This window comes from Niabella agricola (genome assembly GCF_021538615.1).
Taxonomy (GTDB): Bacteria; Bacteroidota; Bacteroidia; order Chitinophagales; family Chitinophagaceae; genus Niabella; species Niabella agricola.
Window position 1 is genome coordinate 1,633,981 of record NZ_JAJHIZ010000003.1, and the last position, 21,587, is coordinate 1,655,567.

General features: G+C 43.9%; 13 protein-coding genes and 1 tRNA gene. 5 read left to right on the forward strand and 9 right to left on the reverse strand.

Annotated elements, in window-relative coordinates:
• Positions 1-110: 110 nt before the first annotated feature.
• The 3 genes from trpD to LL912_RS12250 all read right to left on the reverse strand — a co-directional run bounded on the left by trpD (position 111) and on the right by LL912_RS12250 (position 3,357).
• On the reverse strand, positions 111-1,103 hold the full coding sequence (gene trpD, locus LL912_RS12240; protein WP_235553856.1) for an anthranilate phosphoribosyltransferase: 993 nt from the start codon (positions 1,101-1,103) through the stop codon (positions 111-113).
• A gap of 83 nt (positions 1,104-1,186) precedes the next feature.
• Positions 1,187-1,756, reverse strand: a complete 570-nt coding sequence (locus tag LL912_RS12245) for an anthranilate synthase component II (RefSeq protein WP_235553857.1) — start codon at positions 1,754-1,756, stop codon at positions 1,187-1,189.
• Positions 1,757-1,938: 182 nt separating this feature from the next.
• Positions 1,939-3,357, reverse strand: coding sequence for an anthranilate synthase component I family protein (locus LL912_RS12250; protein ID WP_235553858.1), 1,419 nt, complete (start codon positions 3,355-3,357; stop codon positions 1,939-1,941).
• 305 nt (positions 3,358-3,662) lie between these two features.
• Between LL912_RS12250 and LL912_RS12255 the strand changes: the two genes are divergently transcribed.
• Positions 3,663-3,736, forward strand: a tRNA-Arg gene (locus LL912_RS12255).
• Positions 3,737-3,951: 215 nt separating this feature from the next.
• Positions 3,952-5,523 carry a site-specific integrase gene (locus LL912_RS12260; RefSeq protein ID WP_235553859.1) on the forward strand — a complete coding sequence of 524 codons (1,572 nt, stop codon included), beginning with the start codon at positions 3,952-3,954 and terminating at the stop codon, positions 5,521-5,523.
• Between the two features lie 139 nt (positions 5,524-5,662).
• Here the strand turns inward: LL912_RS12260 and LL912_RS12265 are convergent, their stop codons facing one another.
• The 5 genes from LL912_RS12265 to LL912_RS12285 are packed head-to-tail and all read right to left on the reverse strand — an operon-like array spanning position 5,663 to position 17,285.
• Entirely contained in the window at positions 5,663-10,645 is a 4,983-nt protein-coding gene (locus LL912_RS12265) for an ATP-binding protein (RefSeq protein ID WP_235553860.1), read from the reverse strand.
• 12 nt (positions 10,646-10,657) lie between these two features.
• Positions 10,658-11,770 carry a ComEC/Rec2 family competence protein gene (locus LL912_RS12270; protein WP_235553861.1) on the reverse strand — a complete coding sequence of 371 codons (1,113 nt, stop codon included), beginning with the start codon at positions 11,768-11,770 and terminating at the stop codon, positions 10,658-10,660.
• Positions 11,771-11,827: 57 nt separating this feature from the next.
• Positions 11,828-15,019 (reverse strand): error-prone DNA polymerase, encoded by a 3,192-nt coding sequence (locus tag LL912_RS12275; RefSeq protein ID WP_235553862.1) that lies wholly within the window; start codon positions 15,017-15,019, stop codon positions 11,828-11,830.
• Positions 15,020-15,024: 5 nt separating this feature from the next.
• Complete coding sequence (locus LL912_RS12280; protein ID WP_235553863.1) at positions 15,025-16,521, reverse strand: Y-family DNA polymerase; 1,497 nt, start codon at positions 16,519-16,521, stop codon at positions 15,025-15,027.
• 2 nt (positions 16,522-16,523) lie between these two features.
• Positions 16,524-17,285 (reverse strand): ImuA family protein, encoded by a 762-nt coding sequence (locus LL912_RS12285; protein WP_235553864.1) that lies wholly within the window; start codon positions 17,283-17,285, stop codon positions 16,524-16,526.
• A gap of 29 nt (positions 17,286-17,314) precedes the next feature.
• Here LL912_RS12285 and LL912_RS12290 point away from each other — a divergent pair, with 29 nt between their 5' ends.
• From LL912_RS12290 to LL912_RS12300, 3 genes are all read left to right on the forward strand, one after another.
• Positions 17,315-18,118, forward strand: coding sequence for an XRE family transcriptional regulator (locus LL912_RS12290; protein ID WP_235553865.1), 804 nt, complete (start codon positions 17,315-17,317; stop codon positions 18,116-18,118).
• Between the two features lie 86 nt (positions 18,119-18,204).
• On the forward strand, positions 18,205-19,896 hold the full coding sequence (locus LL912_RS12295; protein WP_235553866.1) for a hypothetical protein: 1,692 nt from the start codon (positions 18,205-18,207) through the stop codon (positions 19,894-19,896).
• Between the two features lie 17 nt (positions 19,897-19,913).
• On the forward strand, positions 19,914-20,384 hold the full coding sequence (locus LL912_RS12300) for a hypothetical protein (protein WP_235553867.1): 471 nt from the start codon (positions 19,914-19,916) through the stop codon (positions 20,382-20,384).
• A 307-nt stretch (positions 20,385-20,691) separates the two neighbouring features.
• On the opposite strand, the gene LL912_RS12305 is transcribed toward LL912_RS12300, so the two are convergent.
• Complete coding sequence (locus tag LL912_RS12305; protein ID WP_235553868.1) at positions 20,692-21,453, reverse strand: helix-turn-helix domain-containing protein; 762 nt, start codon at positions 21,451-21,453, stop codon at positions 20,692-20,694.
• Between the last annotated feature and the right edge of the window lie 134 nt (positions 21,454-21,587).

Sequence of the window (21,587 nt, forward strand, 5' to 3'; positions counted from 1 at the left end):
AGGTTTAAAGTCTAACGTTGGATTTCGTTTTTATACTCGATGTAATTGTCCGGTTCCATATACCCAGGCTCATAGCTGACTACTAAAAACTAAATGCTGATAGCGCACAGCTACTGTAACGCGATCAACCGCTGCAAACACTGGTAAGCCTGGCCCGACCGCAGGCTTTCTTTTGCAGCCTCAAATGCATCGGTGTAGTTGGGATAAACACCCGTTACCTGCAGGGCCACGGCCGAATTAGCCAGTACCACCGCCTCCTGTTCTGCTGTTCCCCTGCCCTGTATGATATCCGCAAAAATAGCAGCCGCAGCTTCAATGGTATCTCCGCCTTTAATAGACCCCGGTTTTACCTCCATACCACCCAATGCGGTTGCAGACAGGATCTGCTCGCCTTTTGCCGTAATGAGTTTGGTATCGCCTGTCAGCGAAATTTCATCATACCCATCCAGGCCATGTACGATCGCAAAGTCTTTCGACTGCTGTTGCATCAGGTAATTATACAGTCTGGCCATTTCCAGGTTGTATACACCAATAATACTAAACGCCGGAAATGCCGGGTTTACCAGGGGGCCCAGCATATTAAAGAACGTACGTATTCCCAGGTTCTTCCGGATGGGGCCTACATTCTTTAATGCGGGGTGAAACTGTGGTGCATGTAAAAAACAAATATGGGCTTCTTCCAGTTCCCGGCGAAGCGCCGAATTATCGTTCTTGAATTTATACCCCATAGATTCCACTACATTGGAGGAACCACTGATGGTAGACGCTCCGTAGTTGCCATGTTTGGTTACTTTTTGCCCCGTACCGGCTACAATAAAACAGGAGAGGGTAGAGATATTGAACGTGTTCTTTCCATCGCCCCCGGTGCCTACAATATCAATCGTATCCATGCCGTCAAATTCCATGGGCAGGCAAAGTTCCAGCAAGGCATCCTGGAAGCCCTGCAACTCCTGCAGGGTAATACTGCGCATGAGGTATACCGTCATAAAGGACGTTACCTCATGCTCATTATACAGCCCTTTGCCGATGTTTACCAGCACATCCTTTGCGGTTGCCCGGTCCAGGGTCTTATGTTCAAATAACAGGGATAATATTTTTTTCATGTTCTTTGCTTTAAACAATACATCCATATATTTCCACAACCTTTTCCGCAACAGCGGGATTTTAAAATTCCCACCTTTTCAAATTACTCTGCCAGCCAGTTCCGTATAATTGTTTCGCCCATTGGCGTCAGGACACTTTCCGGGTGGAATTGTACTCCCTGTACATCGTAGGTCTTGTGTCGTAGGGCCATGATCATATCCTGGTCATCAACGGCGGTTATTTCCAGCTCATCCGGGAAATTTTCGCGAGATACCACCCAGGAATGGTAGCGGCCGATTTCAAAGCGGTCCGGCATGTGGTTGAACAGGTTGCCGCTACGTTTGATGATGGTGCAATCCGTAGCCACGCCGTGGTATACCTGGGGCAGGTTATACAGGATGCCACCAAATGTTTCGCCGATGGCCTGCTGCCCCAAACACACGCCCAGTATCGATTTGGAGGGCGCGTATTCCTTTATCAGCGGCAGCAACAGACCAGATTCTACCGGGATGCCGGGGCCGGGCGAAAGGATAATTTTATCATATTGTTTTACTTCCTCCAGCGGGATCTGGTCGTTCCGGACCACATCCACTTTTTGATGCAGGATCTTTTCCACCATATGCACCAGGTTATACGTAAACGAATCGTAATTATCAAACACGAGTAATTTCATATCGGAATTTCTAATTTCTAATTTCTAATTTTAGTTTGATTAAAGCCTGCCTTTATACAACTTCTTAATTTATACTTCTCACTCACTTTATACTTCTCACTACTAAGCTGCCCCATGCACCACAGCACAAGTGTGCGACGCAAGGATGCTGCCGGATGCACTGCGGCCCGGCTCCTAATCACTTACAATATTTTTTCCGCCTCAACGATAGCTTTCTTCAATGCACCCAGTTTATTATTCACTTCCTGCAGCTCCCCCTCCGGATTACTGGCCGCCACGATACCGCCGCCCGCCTGACAGGTAAGGGTGTTGTTGCGGCTTAAAAAGGTACGGATCATGATGGCCTGGTTACAGCTGCCGTCGAAGCCCATAAACCCGATGGCGCCGCCGTAAAAGCTACGTGCTGTAGGCTCCAGCACACTGATCAGCTCCATGGCCTTTATTTTGGGGGCACCGCTGAGGGTACCTGCCGGAAAGGTTTTTCCAAAAAGATCGAAGGGCTGCGTTTGCGGATAAACCGTTCCATTAACCTCACTCACTAAGTGGATCACGTGCGAATAATAATGCGGCTCCTTAAAATGGCTCACGTGCACATCACCGCAGCCACGGCTCAGGTCGTTCCGCGCCAGGTCTACCAGCATTACATGCTCTGCATTTTCCTTGGGATCGGCCTGCAGGGTCTTTGTCTGCTCCGCATCGGTCTTATCATCACCCGTACGCCGGATGGTGCCCGCAATGGGGTGGATGGTGGCCTTACCCTTATTAATGATCAGCTGCGACTCCGGAGAAGACCCCATTAATTTATAATCACCATAGTCAAAAAAGAACAGGTAGGGAGAAGGATTAATGTTGCGCAGACTACGGTACACATTAAATTCATCACCCGTAAATTTTTGTGTGAAGCGGCGGCTCAGCACGATCTGGAATACATCGCCCCGGTGGCAGTGGGCAATACCGGAACGTACCATCGCGCGGTGCTCCTCATCCGACATATTCGATGCTTCCCCGCCTTCTTTACGAAACGGGAACACCGGCACATCCCGGCCCATGATCAGCGACTGCAAGGCCGCCCGCTCGCTCTCCACGCCTTCTATGTTGTTTTCAAGGATCAGCATTTCATCCCTGAAATGATTGATGGCGATCACGTATTGATACAGCCGGTACCGCATTAAAGGGATATCGCTGCTATTGTTTTTGAACCGGCTGCCGGGTATGGTTTCAAAAAACTGGATGGCATCGTAGGTGGTATAGCCATAAAGTCCCTGTGCGTAACGGGCTTCCCTGCGCTCACCGGGCACTGCCTCAAACCGGCTCATAAAACCGGCCAGCACATCCGTGATCTTTTGACCACCGGAGAGCCGGATCTTTTCCGCTGTATGGCCCGGCAATTTCAGGTCGATGGTATCACCGGAAATCATTTCAATACCGGCAATGGCGTTTACTCCGATAAACGACCAGCTGTTGTTGGTAGCATTGTTATCCGCGCTTTCCAGGAGAATCGTGTCCCGGAAGCGGTCGCGCAGGCGCAGATAGATACCCACCGGCGTAAAAATATCGGCCAGCAATGACTGTACTTCTGTTTGGATCCTTATTTTTTGCATAATTTATGTTCGTTCGATCAAAGAAAAACCCCGGTGAGTACCGGGGTTCAACTATATTGTTACAACATGGACAATAGCATTAACGCCCCTTGAAAGAGTTATTATGCCACCACCAATTGTTATTTTTAAAATTATTCATTTGAAGCAAATATAAATTTGAAAAACAATACCAGCAAATTTTTTCCGGTTTTGACGGCAATGTTTTTTAAAAACAGGTAAATTTAATCTATATTTGCGCCCATTCTTTGATCTTCTGACCGGCTACTGCCTTCCATGCAGCAGACCATTGGAGATGAACAAAGATTGGTCCGGTAGCTCAGCTGGATAGAGCAACTGCCTTCTAAGCAGTAGGTCATTGGTTCGAATCCAATCCGGATCACTGAGACGCATTACAGAGTGCGTCTTTTTTGTTTAAAATGCAGTCCCAATAAGCGTTTTAACAAAAAAAGCATTCCAAGCTACATCAAAGCACTTCAAAGGAAAAAGAGGGCCCTTCGGGGGCCTAAAAGGGGACCTATCTTCGTAGGCCCCCTCGAACTAATCGCGTACACAAGGGGATGAAAGGCGTCTTTTTTAACGCTAAATTCTTTTTGTATGATTTCAAAAAATCAAACACTGAACATTTTGTTTTACCTAAAAGGTAAAAAGGCCACCAAGGATGGTAAGATTCCTATCTATGTCCGCGTGACCATTGACGGCTACCGGGATGAATTTTCTACCGGTTGTAAAGCATTTCGAAACTCTTGGGACAACGACCACAAACAAGTGTTAGCCTCAGCTCCTGATCACCGGCAGATCAACAAAAAACTGCTGAGAATTGAGGTCGATTTACAACGTCACTTTGACCTCATCCAGGCAAAAAAAGGTATTGCAACACCGCAATCTGTAATAAGTTCTTATCAGGCTCCCGTAAAAGCCGAACAGGAACGATTGGAAAAAATAGAGAATGCATCCTTCTCTCAAACCCTCGATGAATTAATGGACTCCTATATCAAATACAACAAAAAGGCGTTGGCTGCGTCCAAAAACGGCAAACAACCGGGCATCGGACTATTAGCCCTATTTGAGCAGGAAAAAGCTGCACTGGAGGAGGCAACTGAAGCACTTGTAAAAAAAGTAAATCCAATATTTGATAAGAAAGATCGCCCTAAAACGCTGTTGCTTGCCTTAAATCATTACCTCCTAGGGTTTCTCCAATACTGCTATGCAGGAGAACGCTCTCCAAACACTTTAGAGAAACTGATCGGTCGCAAAAGACGATATCAGGACTTCATACAGTACCGCTATCTAACCGACGATATCCCTTTAGATGCAGTTGAGTCAACATTTATTGAGGAGCTGCTTAAACACCAAATCACACTGTACAAGGTTGGGCAAAATGCGGCCATGAAATATTGTCAAACCATAAAGGAAATTATGGAAATCGCTGCCGCCAAGAAATGGGTACCATTCAATGTTTTTTCGACATTTAAATGCCGCTACAAACGGCCAAAACATGACTGGCTCAATTTTGAGGAATGCCTGGCTTTAGAAGCGTATAATTTTGATACCATAGAACTCAATGAAGCGAGGGATATGTACATATTTCAAAGCTTCTGCGGCTTCGGGTATGCTGAGCTAGAAGCCTTGCGACCCGAAGATGTTATAACGGAGTTCGATGGAAAATTGTGGATAGGCCGCGATCGACAAAAAACCGGAGTAAATGAGTCTGTGCCTTTATTACCTGTTTGTTTGAAAATTATCGAAAAGTATAAAAACCATCCTGTTTGCCTGCGCACGGGAAAATTATTACCTGTACCGAGTAACCAGCAATATAACAGATTATTAAAAGAGATCGCCCAGATACTGAATTTCAAAATCGATCTTAGAACTCATAAAGCCCGCTTTTTTATGGCGAATGTTGTGACCCACAATCAAGGAGTAGATTTGAAAACCACAGGCAAGATACTGGGTCAGAAATCAATCAAAACAACAGAAATCTATGTCGAACCGGACAAAAGTATTATTAGTCAAAATATGGCAATGGTCGAAGAAAAATTATTTAATGACGACGGCTCATTTAGGGGAAAACACACAATTCCCCTCTCGAAAGAAAAGCCCAAATCGGGCATCACCGTATATAGTAGCAATATCTCGGTGAGCTATTCGCTAAAAAGGGTATCATAGTAATATCCGATTTATTTAGCCCGCAAGTCGCGGGCTAAATTTTTATGGAGATACGAGAAACACATTAATCCTTAAGCAATCGTGAGTTCGGTAAATTACACTCGCCCACGGTAACTTGTACTCCTATCTTATCAAAGTGCTAGCTGTGTGAAGCCGACAATATCCCCTCCCTGGTAATAAAGGCAATTGAAGAACCTTTTTGAATCATAATATCCAAAATGGACAAAAAGTCTCTACGCAGTGTACTATCAGAAACAATAGTTCGACGGTGTTGAAAAAAGATCCTTTGAATATACTTTTCAGCAAAATAATTCAGCAACCAATCGGCCCCTTCAGCATTATTGATCGTCAATAGAAGTAATTCAATACTCCTAGGGAACAAGGCCTGGAAGCCTATTCCTCCTAATAATTTAACAACACTTCCTGGCATATAGTGTCCCAAATAAATAATAACATCTTCATAAAAACTAGGAGTAGCGTCGACTGCAGCCCAACTTCTGGCAGAGTCCTTCCAATCTATGCTAAGCAATAAAAACGGCAATAAAGCCAGCCGCCTAGACTTATAGGTTTTAGCCATAAGAATTTTCCAAAGCTTGCTAAACCTATTGGTATCACAATTTAGACGATCCTGCGTAAGAATAGTTTCCTTTAAAGATCGCCTGATCATTTCAAAAGAATCATCCGTCAGATGTGACAGCGTCCCTTCCTCTTCCACAAGTACAAATTCTATTAAAGAGAGAAATAATTGTATTGCCTTTTCCTCATCCAAATGCTTAAGTACCAATGTACCAAAATGCTTTTGAAAATGAAGAGCGCCGTCGTAATATTTGTGCTCATTATAGTAATTCTCTCTATGACGCTCTTTTTTATAAGTGTCATTCATCAAAAAAGCCAAATATGCGATCAGAAAAGCGAGGCCTTCCTCGTCAATTCGCTCACATTGTGACAAAACGAGAAATGCCTTATCCAAATATATTCGATTAATGTAGTCTACTCTAAAGTTATAATCAAACGCAGCATTTAACTTCCTTAATTCGTCTTCCGAGATGGCCACCTCTCTTTCTTTAAGGTGTGAAAGATCACTACAACTCATTTTCAATAATGATCGGAAACATCCAATCGCAATACTTGGATCGGATATCCAAAGCTCGCGTGCGGCCTTCTCGAACAATGGTTGACTTAAGCCATCTGAAATTGGCAGCAAGTGAATCAGATCAATTATCAATGCTCTAATTTTTATTTTATCACCTTCCGGAATATCAAGTCTAAGAAGTATCGTTATGGATTCTATGGCAGGATCTTTATCAAATAAGCCGTACGATGCCGAAAGCATGGCCAAAGGATCAGTGTATTTCGCCCGCTCCTGGTTAGTAATTGCGCTACATATGTTGATGATCGCACTAACTATCCATTCTTTTTCTGATGCTGCCAGCTTTGACCAATAATAATTTATACCTATTAATGAAATCCCAGCAGGTGAATTGTGCCCTTTGTCTATCAATATATCATCTTCAGATATAGCCCGACATATTGAATAGTAGTCCTGCCATTCATCAAAAGTATTTGCTTCTTGGCGCCCTTTGTCTAAAATCTGGTTGCACCAATACCACACCTTCAGTCCCTGGTTCTCTGGACTTTTTTTCATATCACTAGCAATCTTTGAATCTTTGGGAACTACAGGCTCGAATATTACCCCCTTCACTTGCTCATCTTCATACTCGCGCGCCAAATAATTTCGCCGATCCATTCTAAACAACATATTTGGCCAGTGGTCGAACTCTAGGCCATTGTCGGCACCCAAGGAAATTTCCTGTTGATAGGAGTCAATTATTGCTATAACGTCTTTGTGAAAATCCTCGTAAAAAGACATCTTGAAAATTAAATGCTCCAGATGGTCAAGTCGATGCGGAAGATTCTTGGATGCGAATCTTTCATCACGGAATTTTTGACGCTCGGCATTAAACTCCATCATCAGAAAGATATTTTGTTCCGAAAGTCGTCGTTGGAGATCCCACAGCAAAAATTCTTTACAACGAAATAAAGGGATCATATTCTCCCTAACAACAAATGGATAAGCCATAGAGACACTAGCTATTATCGCAGTTGTTGCTACAGTTTTACTCTCTTTGTATAATCTATCAATAATTTCAGCCAGGAGTAATCGGCTTTCCCTCGTATTGTCAACTGCAAGACCAAGTACATAATGCTCTAAAGCCATCAACATGCTCTGTAATAAATCGGGAGTTGACATGTGACCTCTGTACATTTTCCAGATCTCGTCATCTCCAAATTGTGTGATCATCGTTTCATCGCTGAGTCTAAACGAAATCGTCTTAATAGTGCCCGATTTTATAACTTTAGGGTGTTTCATATAAGAGACGATTGTTTCGTTAAGCAGCTCAATTATAAAGCCGACAGCTTCGTGGGTATGATACCTTAGTAAATGCAACAAGGGGGTTTGTAAAGCGCTTGCGGGACTATATTCTCTTTTGGTACCGGGATTCAGTCCAAAGTATCTTTCACTTTTATCAAGAAATCCTTCTTCTATATCAACCATATCAATAAGAGATTTCCCGATTGGAATTGTCTGCTTCGGCTGTTGAGGTGGTGCAATCCATTCAAAGCGGCAAACCGACATCATCAATTCGGGCATTGACATACATAAATGTTCGCTTGCTCCAAAGGACAAAACTATTTCAATTACTTTTTCGTGAAAATCCTCTAGATGATAATCAAGAAGACTACGGTTGCGGGATCGATCTTGGGCGCTTTTACTCACGAAGTCAAAAGAGCTCTTTATAAAGGTTGCAGTGAGATCAACGTCTATTGGACAAAGTCTAAAAAGCAACTTAACCAATCCGACTGCCAGCATATCATTTGGACTCTCCTTGTCCTCTTTATACTTCGCCTTATGTAATTCGATCAATTTTGATGCGAGACTTAACGCATAAGAGATACAATTATTTGTCAGCTCCAGGGGGGCGTTTTGCCAATCAAGCAATAGGTATGAGTACAGAAAGTAATTGGACGAAACCTGTTCGAAATTTTCATCGACGAATCTAATTACAGCTAACCATCCTGGGCCTATCGGCAGTAAGCTGCTACTTGTCAAATACTCCCGGTCGTCATGATAAGATGGTTCAGCTAGTCTGTCGCCGACAATTTTACAACCAGTTCTTAGTAAATGGACAACCTTTTCAAATAAAGCTGCCTTGCCTGCGAGCAAAAGTGCGCTATTCGAGTGAAGAAACTGGTAACAGGCATTCGAATTTAGCAATGCCGTAAGTGCTTCATTTTTCCAATGTTCTTCAATTTTTCCGTGTTCGAGTATTTTGAGTGATATATCGGCTGCTTTTATTGGTGTTGTTCTGTAAAGTTCCTGTAACCAAAATCTGAAACCTCTACGGACCGCATAAGAATTCCCTGCTCTAGAAAAACAATTTTTTAGATTCCCCTCTGATTCGACGAATAACATCTGAATATGCCTGACCAAAGCCCAATCCTCAAATACATCGTGGGAGGGCGCGTATTGCTTGATACCTATACTATCGGAGGATGAGACGAGTAAATTATCGGAAAGTAAGTTGTTTAAAATTGCCGGATCTACATGTTCCCTTAATGGTATATAAGGTGTAATTTGCTTAGCTCTTTCAATAGCAATCGTTTGAAAAACGATTTCTCTTGCGTGATTATCTTTGCGAATAAGCCGATCCCAAAGTTTGATTTTCAGGCCGGTCTCGTCGATTTCGTCGGGATTGATTTCGTCTTGAATCTGGATGACCTGCTTTAAATAAAATGGGGTTCTTATAAACGCTTCAATCTTGGCGTTGCCTAACAGATTTTTAATTTTTTGATGTCTTGCAATTAACGGTGCTAATTCTTCAGTTGTCAACAGTTCAAGGGTTACACGGGCGCTCTTTATTTTTGATTCATTAATTAGGCCAAAGGCAGTTTGACCGAGCGCGTAAGTCCTAATCGATAAGATAACTTTGAGACCAGGGTACCTTTCTGGCAACCGTAGGATATCTTTTAGAATTTCGATCTGGCCACTCTCAATTGCTTTTTCCCCACTATCGATGTAGATAATTTTTAAACCAGACAGATCCTTACTATTTAGTAGCCGATCAAATTGCTGGTTGATATTTAGTGACGCCAACAATTCTGTTGTGCTATTTCGACATATCTGCGCACCGCTAAAGGAAATAATCTTAGCATTGCTGATATGTTTAAGATGCTTCAGCAACATTTTACAGAATGTCGATTTACCAACACCTGCTATTCCCGAAATAAGTACCGCGTCGTTGTTTTCCAATAGAGCAATCGTTTGAGACATCAATACTTTTCTCTCAATGTGAATATTGCTGATTTCTTCATCAATATTACTCAGGACATCTGCGCTATTTCTTTCAAGTACTTCGTAGTTCTCAATTAAGCTTGGATCAGTCTCTATAACTATCGGTGGTTCCGGCGGTAGTTGCGCTAAATGTAACAGCGACTCTAAAGCTTTTATATTTACACCCCTAAATCGCTTCCACTCCTCAAAATGCGTAACAATGCCTAAAAGATAAACGTTACCGCCAGCGACAAGACATATTCCGCTACCTGAAAACCCTTCTACTGTTAATTCTGTAAGGTTTGTTTCTGATTCAAGGGCTGATTCTAAAAAAATTGTATTATCTACAAGAGGAGGCAGCAATGATGTATTCACCCTAATTGGGGCATGTTCAGGAAATCCTTTGGGAAAACCATAGAATACTGTTTGCAACTCACCCCCATTTTCACTTATAAGGCCAATTGGTGGTATTGGCTGGTAGAGTGTCTCCAAGTCAGATTTTGATACGATAATTAATGCAATATCCTCGGATTCATGATAAATAATCTTGTCCTTTATAGTAAGATGGTAAATCGTTTGTCCATTACCTAAATGAACAGATATGTTTAATGGGTTCGTCTGAAATCGCCCATCTTTTCCTATTAAGCAGTGTTTTGCTGTAATTATATAGATTCTCCCATCTTCATTTTTCGGCAAAAAAAGAATCCCGGATCCTTCAAGGTTATCCTTGACAACTATTTTTGCGGCAAGTTTATACAGTGTTGCTGGTATTATAGGATTTTCGTACATGGGTTTAGTTAATTAAGGCAATAATATTCCGCTATGCGGGCTATCCGGAAAATGAAGACTAAAATTGAGTCTATTAAAAATTTCAGATCCATCTACAAGAAACATTTCCTCCAATATTTTATTCCGGGTTGTAAAATAGAACCTGTAGTGAGTCGATTTGTTTCTGGCGCTATGAAGCAAGATGCGCGCAATGCTTTCTTTGTGTGGCAAATTATATCTATTTATTGCGTTGGCTGATATCAAATAGTTGCTGCACTTTATTATGGATAATAGTTCGTTACTGATATTGAACTTACTGGCATGATGCGACAGCTTTAGTGAATCTACAATTAGTGGGGAACTTTCATTATATCCTAAATTGCGTATTGACTGACAAATTACCGATGGAAATGCATCTCCCAATAATAAAGAGCTATATTCTTTGGCTCGAAGTAATAAGGCAATACTACTACCATTTGCAACCGAATCATCTTCCTCATGTTCCACATGAATCACTCTGGAAAATTCATCTATTGTAATGTGATAGTCGTTACCCGACCTTGCGATTTGTCTGCTTTCAGTTTCAACCGCATCTTTGGCCTTCTCGTAGTGGGCCGAATCTGGTGAAAGAACAATCAGCGAAAGCCCTGCTAATACAATTTCAGTGCACCTTGTCGTAATTGCTTCTTCATTTAGTTTGTTAGCCTCTTTAAGTTTGGTCTTAAGCGTTAATAGTTGTCGAATACTTACCGCTCCTTGCGGATCAGCAAGAGGCAGATCGAAGTTGATCATCCACCTTTCTACCATTTCCAGGAGATCGAAGTCTTTATCATTAACAAACGCCAACAACCCGCCAATATGATCACCATCATAGTGTGTACCAATTACTATATCAATTTTTTCCCCGGCATATTTAATTTTTAGTAGCTCTGGTTTAAGAATGGATTTATACGTCTTTACAAACCCACTATCTATTAAAATATTGTAGAATCGATTATCTATCGACTCATACCGAATTAATATTGCGTCACCACAAAAAACGCTTAGAAACTTAATCGATATTGAACCTGCAAAATTAAAATCCGATCTGCTTGTCAAAATCGAAATCACATTTTGGGCTTCTTCTAATTGCTTCTTTTCCTGCATGTTGCAATTTAATTTTATTTTTTCAAAATATGACGCCATGCAGGTTATGATAAAGTCCTACTTAAAGCTCCTGCTCGGAAACAACTCCCCCTGCACAACCTGCTGTTCCAATGCCTTTTTGGATTTTACACGCGCCGGCAATTCCTTTGGCTTAGCAGCTTCCTGTAACAACCAGTTCATATTATAGCAGCGTCGGACAACCACGTGAGTAACATTATCTGCTTTCTGCAGCGTTCCGGAAACCATTAGTAACCGCGAATGCATAATCTCTTTGCGGTAGGTTTTAAACACCGACTGGAACACGACCAGGTTGGCAATCCCGGTTTCATCTTCAATGGTAATAAAACAGATACCGGAAGCCGTACCGGGGCGCTGTTTTACCAGCACAAGCCCTGATACGCGAACAAAGGTTCCATCGGGCCATAATTCCAGCTCTTTATTGGCAAGTACTTTCTGCCTGAATAGCCTGTCACGTACAAAGCTGACCGGGTGGGCATTCAGGGATAAGCCGGTACTGCTGTAGTCCTGCAATACATGCTCTACCTGGCTTAGCTGTGGTAATTGCACTTCGGGTTCATGTTCGCTTTCTGAAGGCTGACCTTGAAATAAACCGACCGGCTTATCGGCCAGTGCCGCTATCTGCCACAAGGAGTCTCTTCGGTCTAATCCCATTGATCTGAAAGCATCGGCATCGGCCAGCCGTTCCAATGAAGCCTGGGAGATACCGATATTATGCAATTGGTCAATAGTCCGGTAAGGTTGTGTCCGGCTTTTCACCAGCAGCTGCATTTCTGTTTCTTTAGCGCCTCCGACCTGCCGCAAACCTAATCTTACCGCATGGTATTTTCCTGTAGCTGCTTCCAGTGTACTATCCCATTGCGAAAAATTGACATCGACCGGCCTTACCTCAACACCATGCTTCCGGGCGTCGATAACGATCTGTGCGGGCTGGTAAAAACCCATCGGCTGACTGTTTAACAGGGCACAGCAAAAGACATCGGGGTAATAATATTTGATCCAGGAAGATATGTAGGCCAACAACGCAAAGCTGGCCGCATGACTTTCCGGGAATCCGTATGAACCAAAACCCTCCAGCTGTTTGAATACACGACCGGCAAAGTCCTCCTGGTAGCCTCTCTCGACCATACCACTTACCAGCTTCTGCCGCCACTGTGTTACCTGTCCCTTCGCTTTAAAGGTTGCCATACTGCGACGCAGCCCGTCCGCTTCAGCCGGTGTAAACCCAGCTGCAACGATCGCAATTTCCATAGCCTGCTCCTGGAATAGGGGCACTCCTAAAGTACGACCCAGGATTTCTTCCAGTCCCTTCGAAGGATAGCTGATCAACTCCGGGTTATTTCTCCTGGTCAGGTAGGGATGCACCATGTCCCCTTGTATCGGGCCGGGCCGGACAATGGCCACCTGGATTACGAGATCATAAAAGCAGCGGGGCCGCAGTCGCGGCAGCATAGACATCTGCGCACGGCTTTCTATCTGGAATACGCCGATCGTATCTGCCTGGCAGATCATATCGTAAACCCGCGGATCATCTTCATAAGGGACACTGGCTAAAGTGAGCGTCCGGCCATAATGCTGTTCAATCAGGTTAAAACTTTTGCGGACGCAGGTCAGCATACCTAAGGCAAGAATATCCATCTTCAGAAATCCCAACGCCTCAATATCATCCTTATTCCACTCAATACAGGTACGCCCTTCCATTGTTGCGTTCAGGATCGGGCATAATTCAAATAGCTTGCTGTTGGTAATTACAAAGCCTCCTGTATGCTGCCCCAGCTGCCGGGGAAAGCCTTCGTATTCAATTGCCAGCTCTATAGCCTTGCGGATATGCGGATCTGTTGCCATGAATCCATTCCCGGCTTTGGCCTTTCCTTCGAGCCAGCCAGCCGAAATTTCATAGCCTGACTTTGCCAGGAAATCGACCGCATCCAATGATAAGCCCATAGCCTTGCCCACGTCCCGGATAGCCGTACGCCAATGTACCTGTGTTACTGTTGCCACAATACCGGCCCGGTCGCGTCCGTAGGTATTGTAGATAAACTGGATCACTTCTTCTCTGCGCTCATGCTCAAAATCGATATCAATATCGGGGGGCTCGTCGCGGTCATCGCTCATAAAGCGGGCAAATAACAGGCGGAATTTGGAGGGATCAACGGAGGTTATTCCTAAACAATAACACACCACGGAATTGGCTGCCGATCCTCTGCCCTGGTTCAAAATCTTTTGCTCATCCGCAAATTCCCTGTTCTTATTGACGTTAAGAAAGTACGGGGCGTAATTCTTACGCTTCATAAAATCGAGCTCTTCGTGTAAGGACTTTTTAATCTTGTCGGGGATCACCTCCCCGAAACGTCTCTTTGCGCCTTTCCAGGCCAGCATTTCCAGTTCCTGCTGGGGCGTGCGTCCGCCGGTGGTTAATTCAACCGGGTAATCGTACCGCAGCTCATCGAGCGAAAAAGTACAGGCATCAGCGATCTCCTGAGTTCTCCTGATGGCATCGGGGTACTGACGGAACAAGCGGATAATTTCCTGTTCCGGTTTCAGATAGCGTTCTGCATTCTGGTGTAATCGGAAGCCCGCGTTGAATATTGTACATTTTTCTCTAATACAGACGAGAATATCCTGTAGCTCCCGCCGCTTCTGATCATGGTAATGCACATCATTGATGGCCACCATCGGCACAAAGCAGGAGTTCGAAAGCTGTGATAAGCGGAACAGCTTTTTTGTATCATTGCCCTGGTATGTAAATATTGCGCCCAGGTAAACGTGATTGCCCAATATTCTTTTATATTCTGCGACGGCATCCTTAAATGCCGGCTCAAAATCGTATTTTTTGTTTAGCTCTGCCGGTGGTACGACAATGAATTTCATGCCCTGGGCATAATCATACACATCTGCTTTATACAGCTCACATTTCCCTTTTTCCGTCCGCAGGTTTCCTCTTGTGAGCAAAGAGGAAAGCCGGCTATAGGCGGGCCGGTCGGTGGGGTAAGCTAATAAGCTGGGGCCGTCTGCCAGGTCTAACCTGCAGGCGGGTATAAACTTGATATGCTTTCCTCGTGCTGCAAGGTGTGCGCGTACGATCCCCGCAAGGCTATTGCGATCGGTGATGGCTATAGCTTTATAGCCCAAAGCATCCGCGTGCTCAACCAGCTCCTCCGGATGCGACCCGCCCAGCCGGAAAGTGAAGTTGCTCGTCACCTGCAATTCTGTATATCTTAACGCCTCCATATCCTTTACGCAAAAAATCCATGTAAAAACCATTCTGGTGTATGCTGGTCGTAATGACCGGATCGGAATAACCAATAACGTCCACCTTCCTCGTCTTCCACAACATAGTAATCCCTTACCAGTCCTTGCTCCAGCCACCATTCCCGTTCTATTCTTTCCGGCCCGTCTGCTTTCCTGACTTTATGAATCTTTCCCTGGTAGATAAACAGCATGGGCGGATAATCCGGGATAGGCGCCGTTACCTTTATTGCCTCCGGCACTGGTAATAAACAGATTGGCCGCGGACGATCATCACGCCATTCAGTAGCTGCCGGTTCATCAATAGATTGGGCTGTCTTATAAGAGCGTTCCGGCCAATAGTGCTCGGTGGGTAAATACCGGCTGATCGCCTTTTCGCCAACCTTGCCGGCGATCCTGTCCAAAAGATTCGCCAGCTCTGAATTTCCATCCCCATCCCCTAATGCAGCCCAAAGAGTTTCCTGCTCAACGGTAAGCTCATCGACTACCGGCGCTTCCAGGATAAACAGCTCTATGCCTAGCCCTGGCCGGATGGTGTCTATTTTTTGTTCAAACAGTTTAAGCAGATGCGGCACGCTGCGTACCGCCCTGTTTGTCCCGATGCTCATTTCCTGTACCTGGCCGTCCACCCGGTACGCTTTAAAGATCGCAGTGCGCAATCCTTTATGCTCTTTCAGCAATTGTACAGACAATTGCTCCAGCAATGTTTTTAAAGCCATGTCTATTGCGGCCCTTGTGCGTACCGGTTCCAGGCAGGGCAGGCGCTGCTGGAAAATAACTGCGGGGAATACCGGTTGTAAGGGCTCTATAGCCTGGCCTAATGCCTGATCCAGCCTTATGAGCAGCGCCTGACCAAAGCGACGGCGGAGCACTGTTGCAGGCATCGACATAAAACTATCATTCCGGTAAAAGCCCAACCTGCGCATTTTTTCGACCATTGAGGGGTCAAGCCGCAGCGCCATCGGCGGCAGCGCAGCAATGGCTTCATATTGTTTCCCTGCCGGTATAATTTCGTCCGTACCAAAGCGGGCAACGCCCCATGCGCAGCCGATCGTGTCGGCAATAGCAGCTTTTACGTTATAGCCTAAACCAGCCAGCTTCGTCTTGATGTCTGCCAGGTATCGCGCTTCGCCACCCCAGAGGTGCGGGCAACCACTGATATCCAGGAGCAGGCCATCCGGTAAATCCAGCGCTACCACCGGGGTGAACCGGAGGCTCCATTCCGCTAAAGTATGCAGCAGCTTTTGCTCTACACCGGGTTTATCATGGAATATCTTCAGCTCGGGCAGCATAGCCCGGGCATCGGCTACCACCATACCGGGATTGATTCCTTTCTTCAGGGCCACCGGGCTTGCGGCTTTTACCAACATGCGGCCCCGTTGGGGTACCGCAACGACAAAGGCCAGCGGTTTTAATTCTGGGCGCAGCCGGATGCCTCTTTCGGCAACGAGATTTGGGAACCATATCGATAAATATCTGCGCATGACTAACTTACTTTTTTAATGGCGATAGGTAACGCAGGGGCTTTCTTTGTTGCAATCTCAAAACCGGTTTCTGTCCAATATACCTGCCATTGGCCGGGTTTACCATTACGGATTTTAGATAATTCTACATTCCAGGCAGGAATGCCTACGCCAGGTATACCGGTTTCCATACTGGGAAGCGGCCGGATGCTCCACCGGGAAACACAGGCGACATTTCCTGCGGGGCCCTTTACATTCCGGTGAATAAAACCGGTGACATGACTTTTTTCAACCGCAAGCTGCAGCCTGCGGGACTCGGTAAAGGTCAGCTCGGGTATCTCGCTGATAACTGCTGCCAGTGATCCGCATTTTAATCCTTCTTCAATAATCCAAAGCGCATCTTTTGTATTGGTCGCCTGTACAAAGATGACCTGGTCGGGCCGGACGCCAAATGCTTTTAGTGCTACAGGGAACACGGTTCGCTGCCGGCTTATCCAAAGACAGGAGCCTTTACACATCAGCGTGCCGAGCAGACCTGATATGAAACCGGTGGTCGCGGCTGCTTCGTCTTTTGAATGGCTTAAAAATTCATGCACTGCGCTGACCGGGAAGGTCTGGTTCGGAAAAGCCTGATTAATTATACCTAAGCCGGTATCCCTGCGTTCCGATTCCAGGGGTACACGCAGCCCCTGCATATCCAGGATCTCCTTTTGTAATTGTGCTAATATGTCCGGTTTTGTCACCATTTTCACAAGAAAAATCACGTTTGTTACTATTAGTAACATATCTTTGTTACCAATTATAACCATATAGTATGGCTCTTGCAAAAATTTTTTTCCACCAGAACATCCGTTTTTTAAGGGAGCGGCGGCGCTTCAGCCAGGAGGACTTTGCGCAAAGAATTGGTATTACGCGTGTTAAACTTCATGCTTTGGAATCAGGTAGAACAAAAAATCCGACAGCGGAGGACTTTGTTAAATTCTCGGAATATTTCAAAATTTCCATTGATGCGCTCCTGAAAACCGACCTGTCGAAATTGGGGGAAATCAAATTGCGTGACCTGGAGGCCGGAAATGATGTTTATATGAGCGGAGAAAAAATGCGCGTGCTGGCGATCACCGTTGATAAAAACAACCGGGAAAATGTGGAGTATGTGCCAGTAAAAGCAAAGGCAGGTTATCTAAGGGGGTATTCTGACCCGGAGTTCCTGGCGACATTGCCAAAGATATCTAAGCCGAATTTACCAAAACATGGCACCTTCCGCACCTTTCCTATTGAAGGGGAATCGATGCTGCCCATACCGGACAACAGCGATGTTACGGTTCAGTATATCGAAGACTGGCGAACAATAAAGCCGGGCACTCCCTGCCTGCTTACCTTGGAGGGTGATCCTAGGGAAATAGTGTTTAAAATGGTTACCGTACAGGGCAATGAGCTGTTACTGCAATCCCTGAACACCGAATATAAACCCTATACCATCCCTGCCGCTGACGTGTTGGAGATATGGAGTTTCTATAGCTATGAAACAAAGCAGTTTCCGGAGCCGGCAAGCGAGCTGCAAAGTATCGGGGAGCATGTGAGGCAGATACTGTGTCAACTGCAAAAAGTGAAGAAGTAAGACAACGAAAATCACCCTACTATTCAACTCAACCCAATCGTATCGTTTATACTTAGGCAATACCTAAAGCAACCAACCTAAACATTATGATCCCCATCGCTATCATTGGCTATACAGACATTTACAACACTGAACTCCCAGAGGATCACTTTTCTTTACTAAGGAATTATCCTACTGATTGGATAATTTTATACCTGTCTAAAATTAACGCCATCCTTTTTAAAGAGGAACATGTGGGTAAACAAGCAGTAGCAATATTTGAGCAGGTCTTTCTAAAATGGGAACCCCAAGGCCCGAAGTATAGAAATCTCTTGAATCAAGTATTGAGCAATGGCGATCAGGCATTTTTCTCTATTCAGTCCATATCATATCTTATAAAGGCTAGTTTAGAAAATTTTCGTCCCCTTGACGAACATGAAAACGTTGATCTTAAGGTTTTTTATAAAGCGCTTTTTGATACCATACTTATCCACAATACTTTAGTTTATCGAATGGATGATACATCCATTGAAACTCATAAAGGATTGTGGGCTATAGCGATCAGACAGCAAAACTATATACGAGATCTCAACGGCCTTATTTATACAGGTCCTATTAAGTTTCTGTTGGTCGAACGATACTTTAGTCAGACTTCGGAAGGAAAAGAAGTATTGGTTTCATTTCAAGAAAAAATGGGATTGGGAAACTTCTGGAATTTTGCAAAGACATTTATGTCCCTCATGGAAAGTGCATTAACGCAAAGCCGGCAAGGAAGCTATATTTTAGAGCGTGAAGACACTCCACCGCAACTGCTGGAACATTTCTGTTATAAAAAGCAAGACACAAATGGCCCCCTCACTATACACATGGATATCATTCCCCGGCCATTTTATGAAATTGATAATGCGCATCTTGCTGTATTGGATTTCAGCTATTTCCGATATTTGCTGGATCAGGGTGTATTTTGGATCATCTACAATAATTCCACACTCCGCGATGACAGTCTTCAAAAAGGCTTCAATACATTTCAATCCGTTGTTGGCAAACATTTTTTCGAGCAATTTCTGGTCGGCAACTTGTTGAAAGCAATTTACAGGCGACCGCAACACATTTTGCTTTCTGATGACCAATTTGGAGATTTCTGGATAAAGCCTAATCACCGCGACATAATCATAGTTGAAGTAAAGATGGCTGATATAAATCCTAAGACCACTGAATTATTTGATACTGAAAAGTTTGAAAATTTTATACGTGAAAACTATGCAAAATCGAAAAATGAAAAAGGCGGAGCCAAAGGTGTCTATCAACTGATCAGGCAGCTCAACCTACTGCAAAGTTTTACTCCAGATGTTCAAAAACGTTTAAAGTTACAATCACTGAAAAATATCACAGTTTATCCAATCATCATATATTCTGACTCAATCCTGGATGCCGTCGGAGTTAATGCTTTCGTTGATGAGATATTTCAGAGTGCCAAAAATGCCCACGCTTATTCATTCAAGATAAATCCACTCACAATGATTGGTGTCAATAATTTATTGGATCATTTCAAATTATTTTATGATGATGCTAACGCTTTACTATCGTTAATTTCCGATTATCAAAAATATTTAATAAAGCGACGAAAGAAGTACAGTAAAGCCCCCAACGCCTATGCTTTCTATCAGCAAAATACATCTCTATTTGAATATACTTCCAAAAAGTATCCGGTGGCCAAGAGTAATCAATTAGAAAACCTGATTGTTTTTAGAAATCTGCTTAATAGTGGACATTTTGGTCATAGCGACATAAAGCTTTAAAATTATCTTACAGACCAATGAAGGGTTTGACAATGAAAAGCAAATTGAAAAAAGAACTATCAGCATTCGAACAAATCAAGGATGAACTTAAAAAGGACAGCGTTCTGATACACTCGACCGGATTTGTTTATAACGACTCTATACACAGTCCGTTGTCATTAAAACAAATCGCATATTTAAAAAACGAGGGATTGCTTACAGATTACAATGAACGGCCAGGAAAAAAAGACCGCTCAATCCCCGCTTCAATTTATGTTGGAGGGATAAATTGCATTACATTTTTTGTGAAACAGGAAATTGTTGGAGGCGAAGTACACGAACACCTGCTAGTATATAATCGTGACGCGGGAAATGAGCTTTCCTGTATCAGTAATTTATATTCTGTCACCCAAGATGAAGAGGTCACGCATATGGACATCCGGGTAGACAAAATTAATGGCTCAATGAATTATGTCACTATAAAACATGATAAAATAACCGGGCTATAAACAACTATTTCAGAATATTGCATTTGGGGTTTTCATTTAGTTATTTCGTTAGAATCTCTTAGTGCCAATTTTATCGGCGGACTGATTTTATTATAAAAACGATAGGCCCCCTCGACAGGGGGCTTATATATATGCCCTGATACTGACGAAAACTCTTCGTATTTACATAATACAGACTAAAAATTGATGAGTATGTGTTGTGAGGTTACACAGGTATAAAATGGCTGCAACCAAGGTATAACTGATTATAATTGTGAAAGCAAAAATAGCAGTACAAAAAACAGCCACATAGAGCAAACACGACATCCTATCTTTTGCCCTCAATCAACGAGAGTACCCCCAACGCCTGTCGACCCTCGGGGCTTTCAGGGTTGACTCCCGTAAACTGCTTAAAGTCATTAATGAGATGCATCTGATCGGCATAACCGTATTCGTAGGTAACCTGTAACCAGGTTTTATCTGGGTTTGCCTGTTTATAGCGGCAGGCATTGGAGAACCGGGTTATCCGGGCATAAAGTTTCGGAGGAACTCCCAGCATCATTTGTGACTTTCTTTCAAACTGCCTAATGCTCAGCGCCGCCCAGTCAGCAGCCTGCCTTATGGAAATATTTCCATTGTGCTTTACCAGCTCTGCAATAGCCAGGTCATAAGGCGTAATCGGTTTCAACAAGGCGGCACGTTGCAGCAAAAAGGATTCAAGTATTTCAAAAGCAGCGTAGTTATCAGCTGCCCCCGCCAGTCTTTCTGACAGATCCCGGGATTGTTTTGCCAGCACAAGGGATAGATCAAGGCCATCGGTCAGTTCATACATCGGAATACCTAGCAGCCGGTAAAGTCCCCCAGGCCGGAAAGAAATACGTGCAATATGTTTGCACTTGCCCAGGTCCACTATATCATTGACCAGCTGAGGGCCAACAATAAAATTCCGAGGGTATTTGATAAAGCCTTTCTGTGGATCGGTCTGCACAAGACAAGCGTCGCCGGCAATCGTAAAATAAAGATGCTCAGTAACAAACTGGGGATAAACCTGTATAGAAGAAACTCCATGCTTTTCGAAATCAATGTTCATAAAAGAAATGGATTCAACCCACTCCCGCAATACCGGGCGGACAGGTAAGATCAGGTGAGGCAACATAACTTTTAGTATTGGTTTAATACCAAATTACCAACCTGAGTCTATATGTAGAGTAGCAAATATATATG

Excerpts from the sequence above, each read along its gene's own strand:
- trpD (WP_235553856.1), bottom strand. The coding sequence starts at position 1,103 with ATGAAAAAAATATTATCCCTGTTATTTGAACATAAGACCCTGGACCGG.
- LL912_RS12245 (WP_235553857.1), bottom strand. The coding sequence starts at position 1,756 with ATGAAATTACTCGTGTTTGATAATTACGATTCGTTTACGTATAACCTG.
- LL912_RS12250 (WP_235553858.1), bottom strand. The coding sequence starts at position 3,357 with ATGCAAAAAATAAGGATCCAAACAGAAGTACAGTCATTGCTGGCCGAT.
- LL912_RS12260 (WP_235553859.1), top strand. The coding sequence starts at position 3,952 with ATGATTTCAAAAAATCAAACACTGAACATTTTGTTTTACCTAAAAGGT.
- LL912_RS12265 (WP_235553860.1), bottom strand. The coding sequence starts at position 10,645 with ATGTACGAAAATCCTATAATACCAGCAACACTGTATAAACTTGCCGCA.
- LL912_RS12270 (WP_235553861.1), bottom strand. The coding sequence starts at position 11,770 with ATGCAGGAAAAGAAGCAATTAGAAGAAGCCCAAAATGTGATTTCGATT.
- LL912_RS12275 (WP_235553862.1), bottom strand. The coding sequence starts at position 15,019 with ATGGAGGCGTTAAGATATACAGAATTGCAGGTGACGAGCAACTTCACT.
- LL912_RS12280 (WP_235553863.1), bottom strand. The coding sequence starts at position 16,521 with ATGCGCAGATATTTATCGATATGGTTCCCAAATCTCGTTGCCGAAAGA.
- LL912_RS12285 (WP_235553864.1), bottom strand. The coding sequence starts at position 17,285 with ATGTTACTAATAGTAACAAACGTGATTTTTCTTGTGAAAATGGTGACA.
- LL912_RS12290 (WP_235553865.1), top strand. The coding sequence starts at position 17,315 with ATGGCTCTTGCAAAAATTTTTTTCCACCAGAACATCCGTTTTTTAAGG.
- LL912_RS12295 (WP_235553866.1), top strand. The coding sequence starts at position 18,205 with ATGATCCCCATCGCTATCATTGGCTATACAGACATTTACAACACTGAA.
- LL912_RS12300 (WP_235553867.1), top strand. The coding sequence starts at position 19,914 with ATGAAGGGTTTGACAATGAAAAGCAAATTGAAAAAAGAACTATCAGCA.
- LL912_RS12305 (WP_235553868.1), bottom strand. The coding sequence starts at position 21,453 with ATGAACATTGATTTCGAAAAGCATGGAGTTTCTTCTATACAGGTTTAT.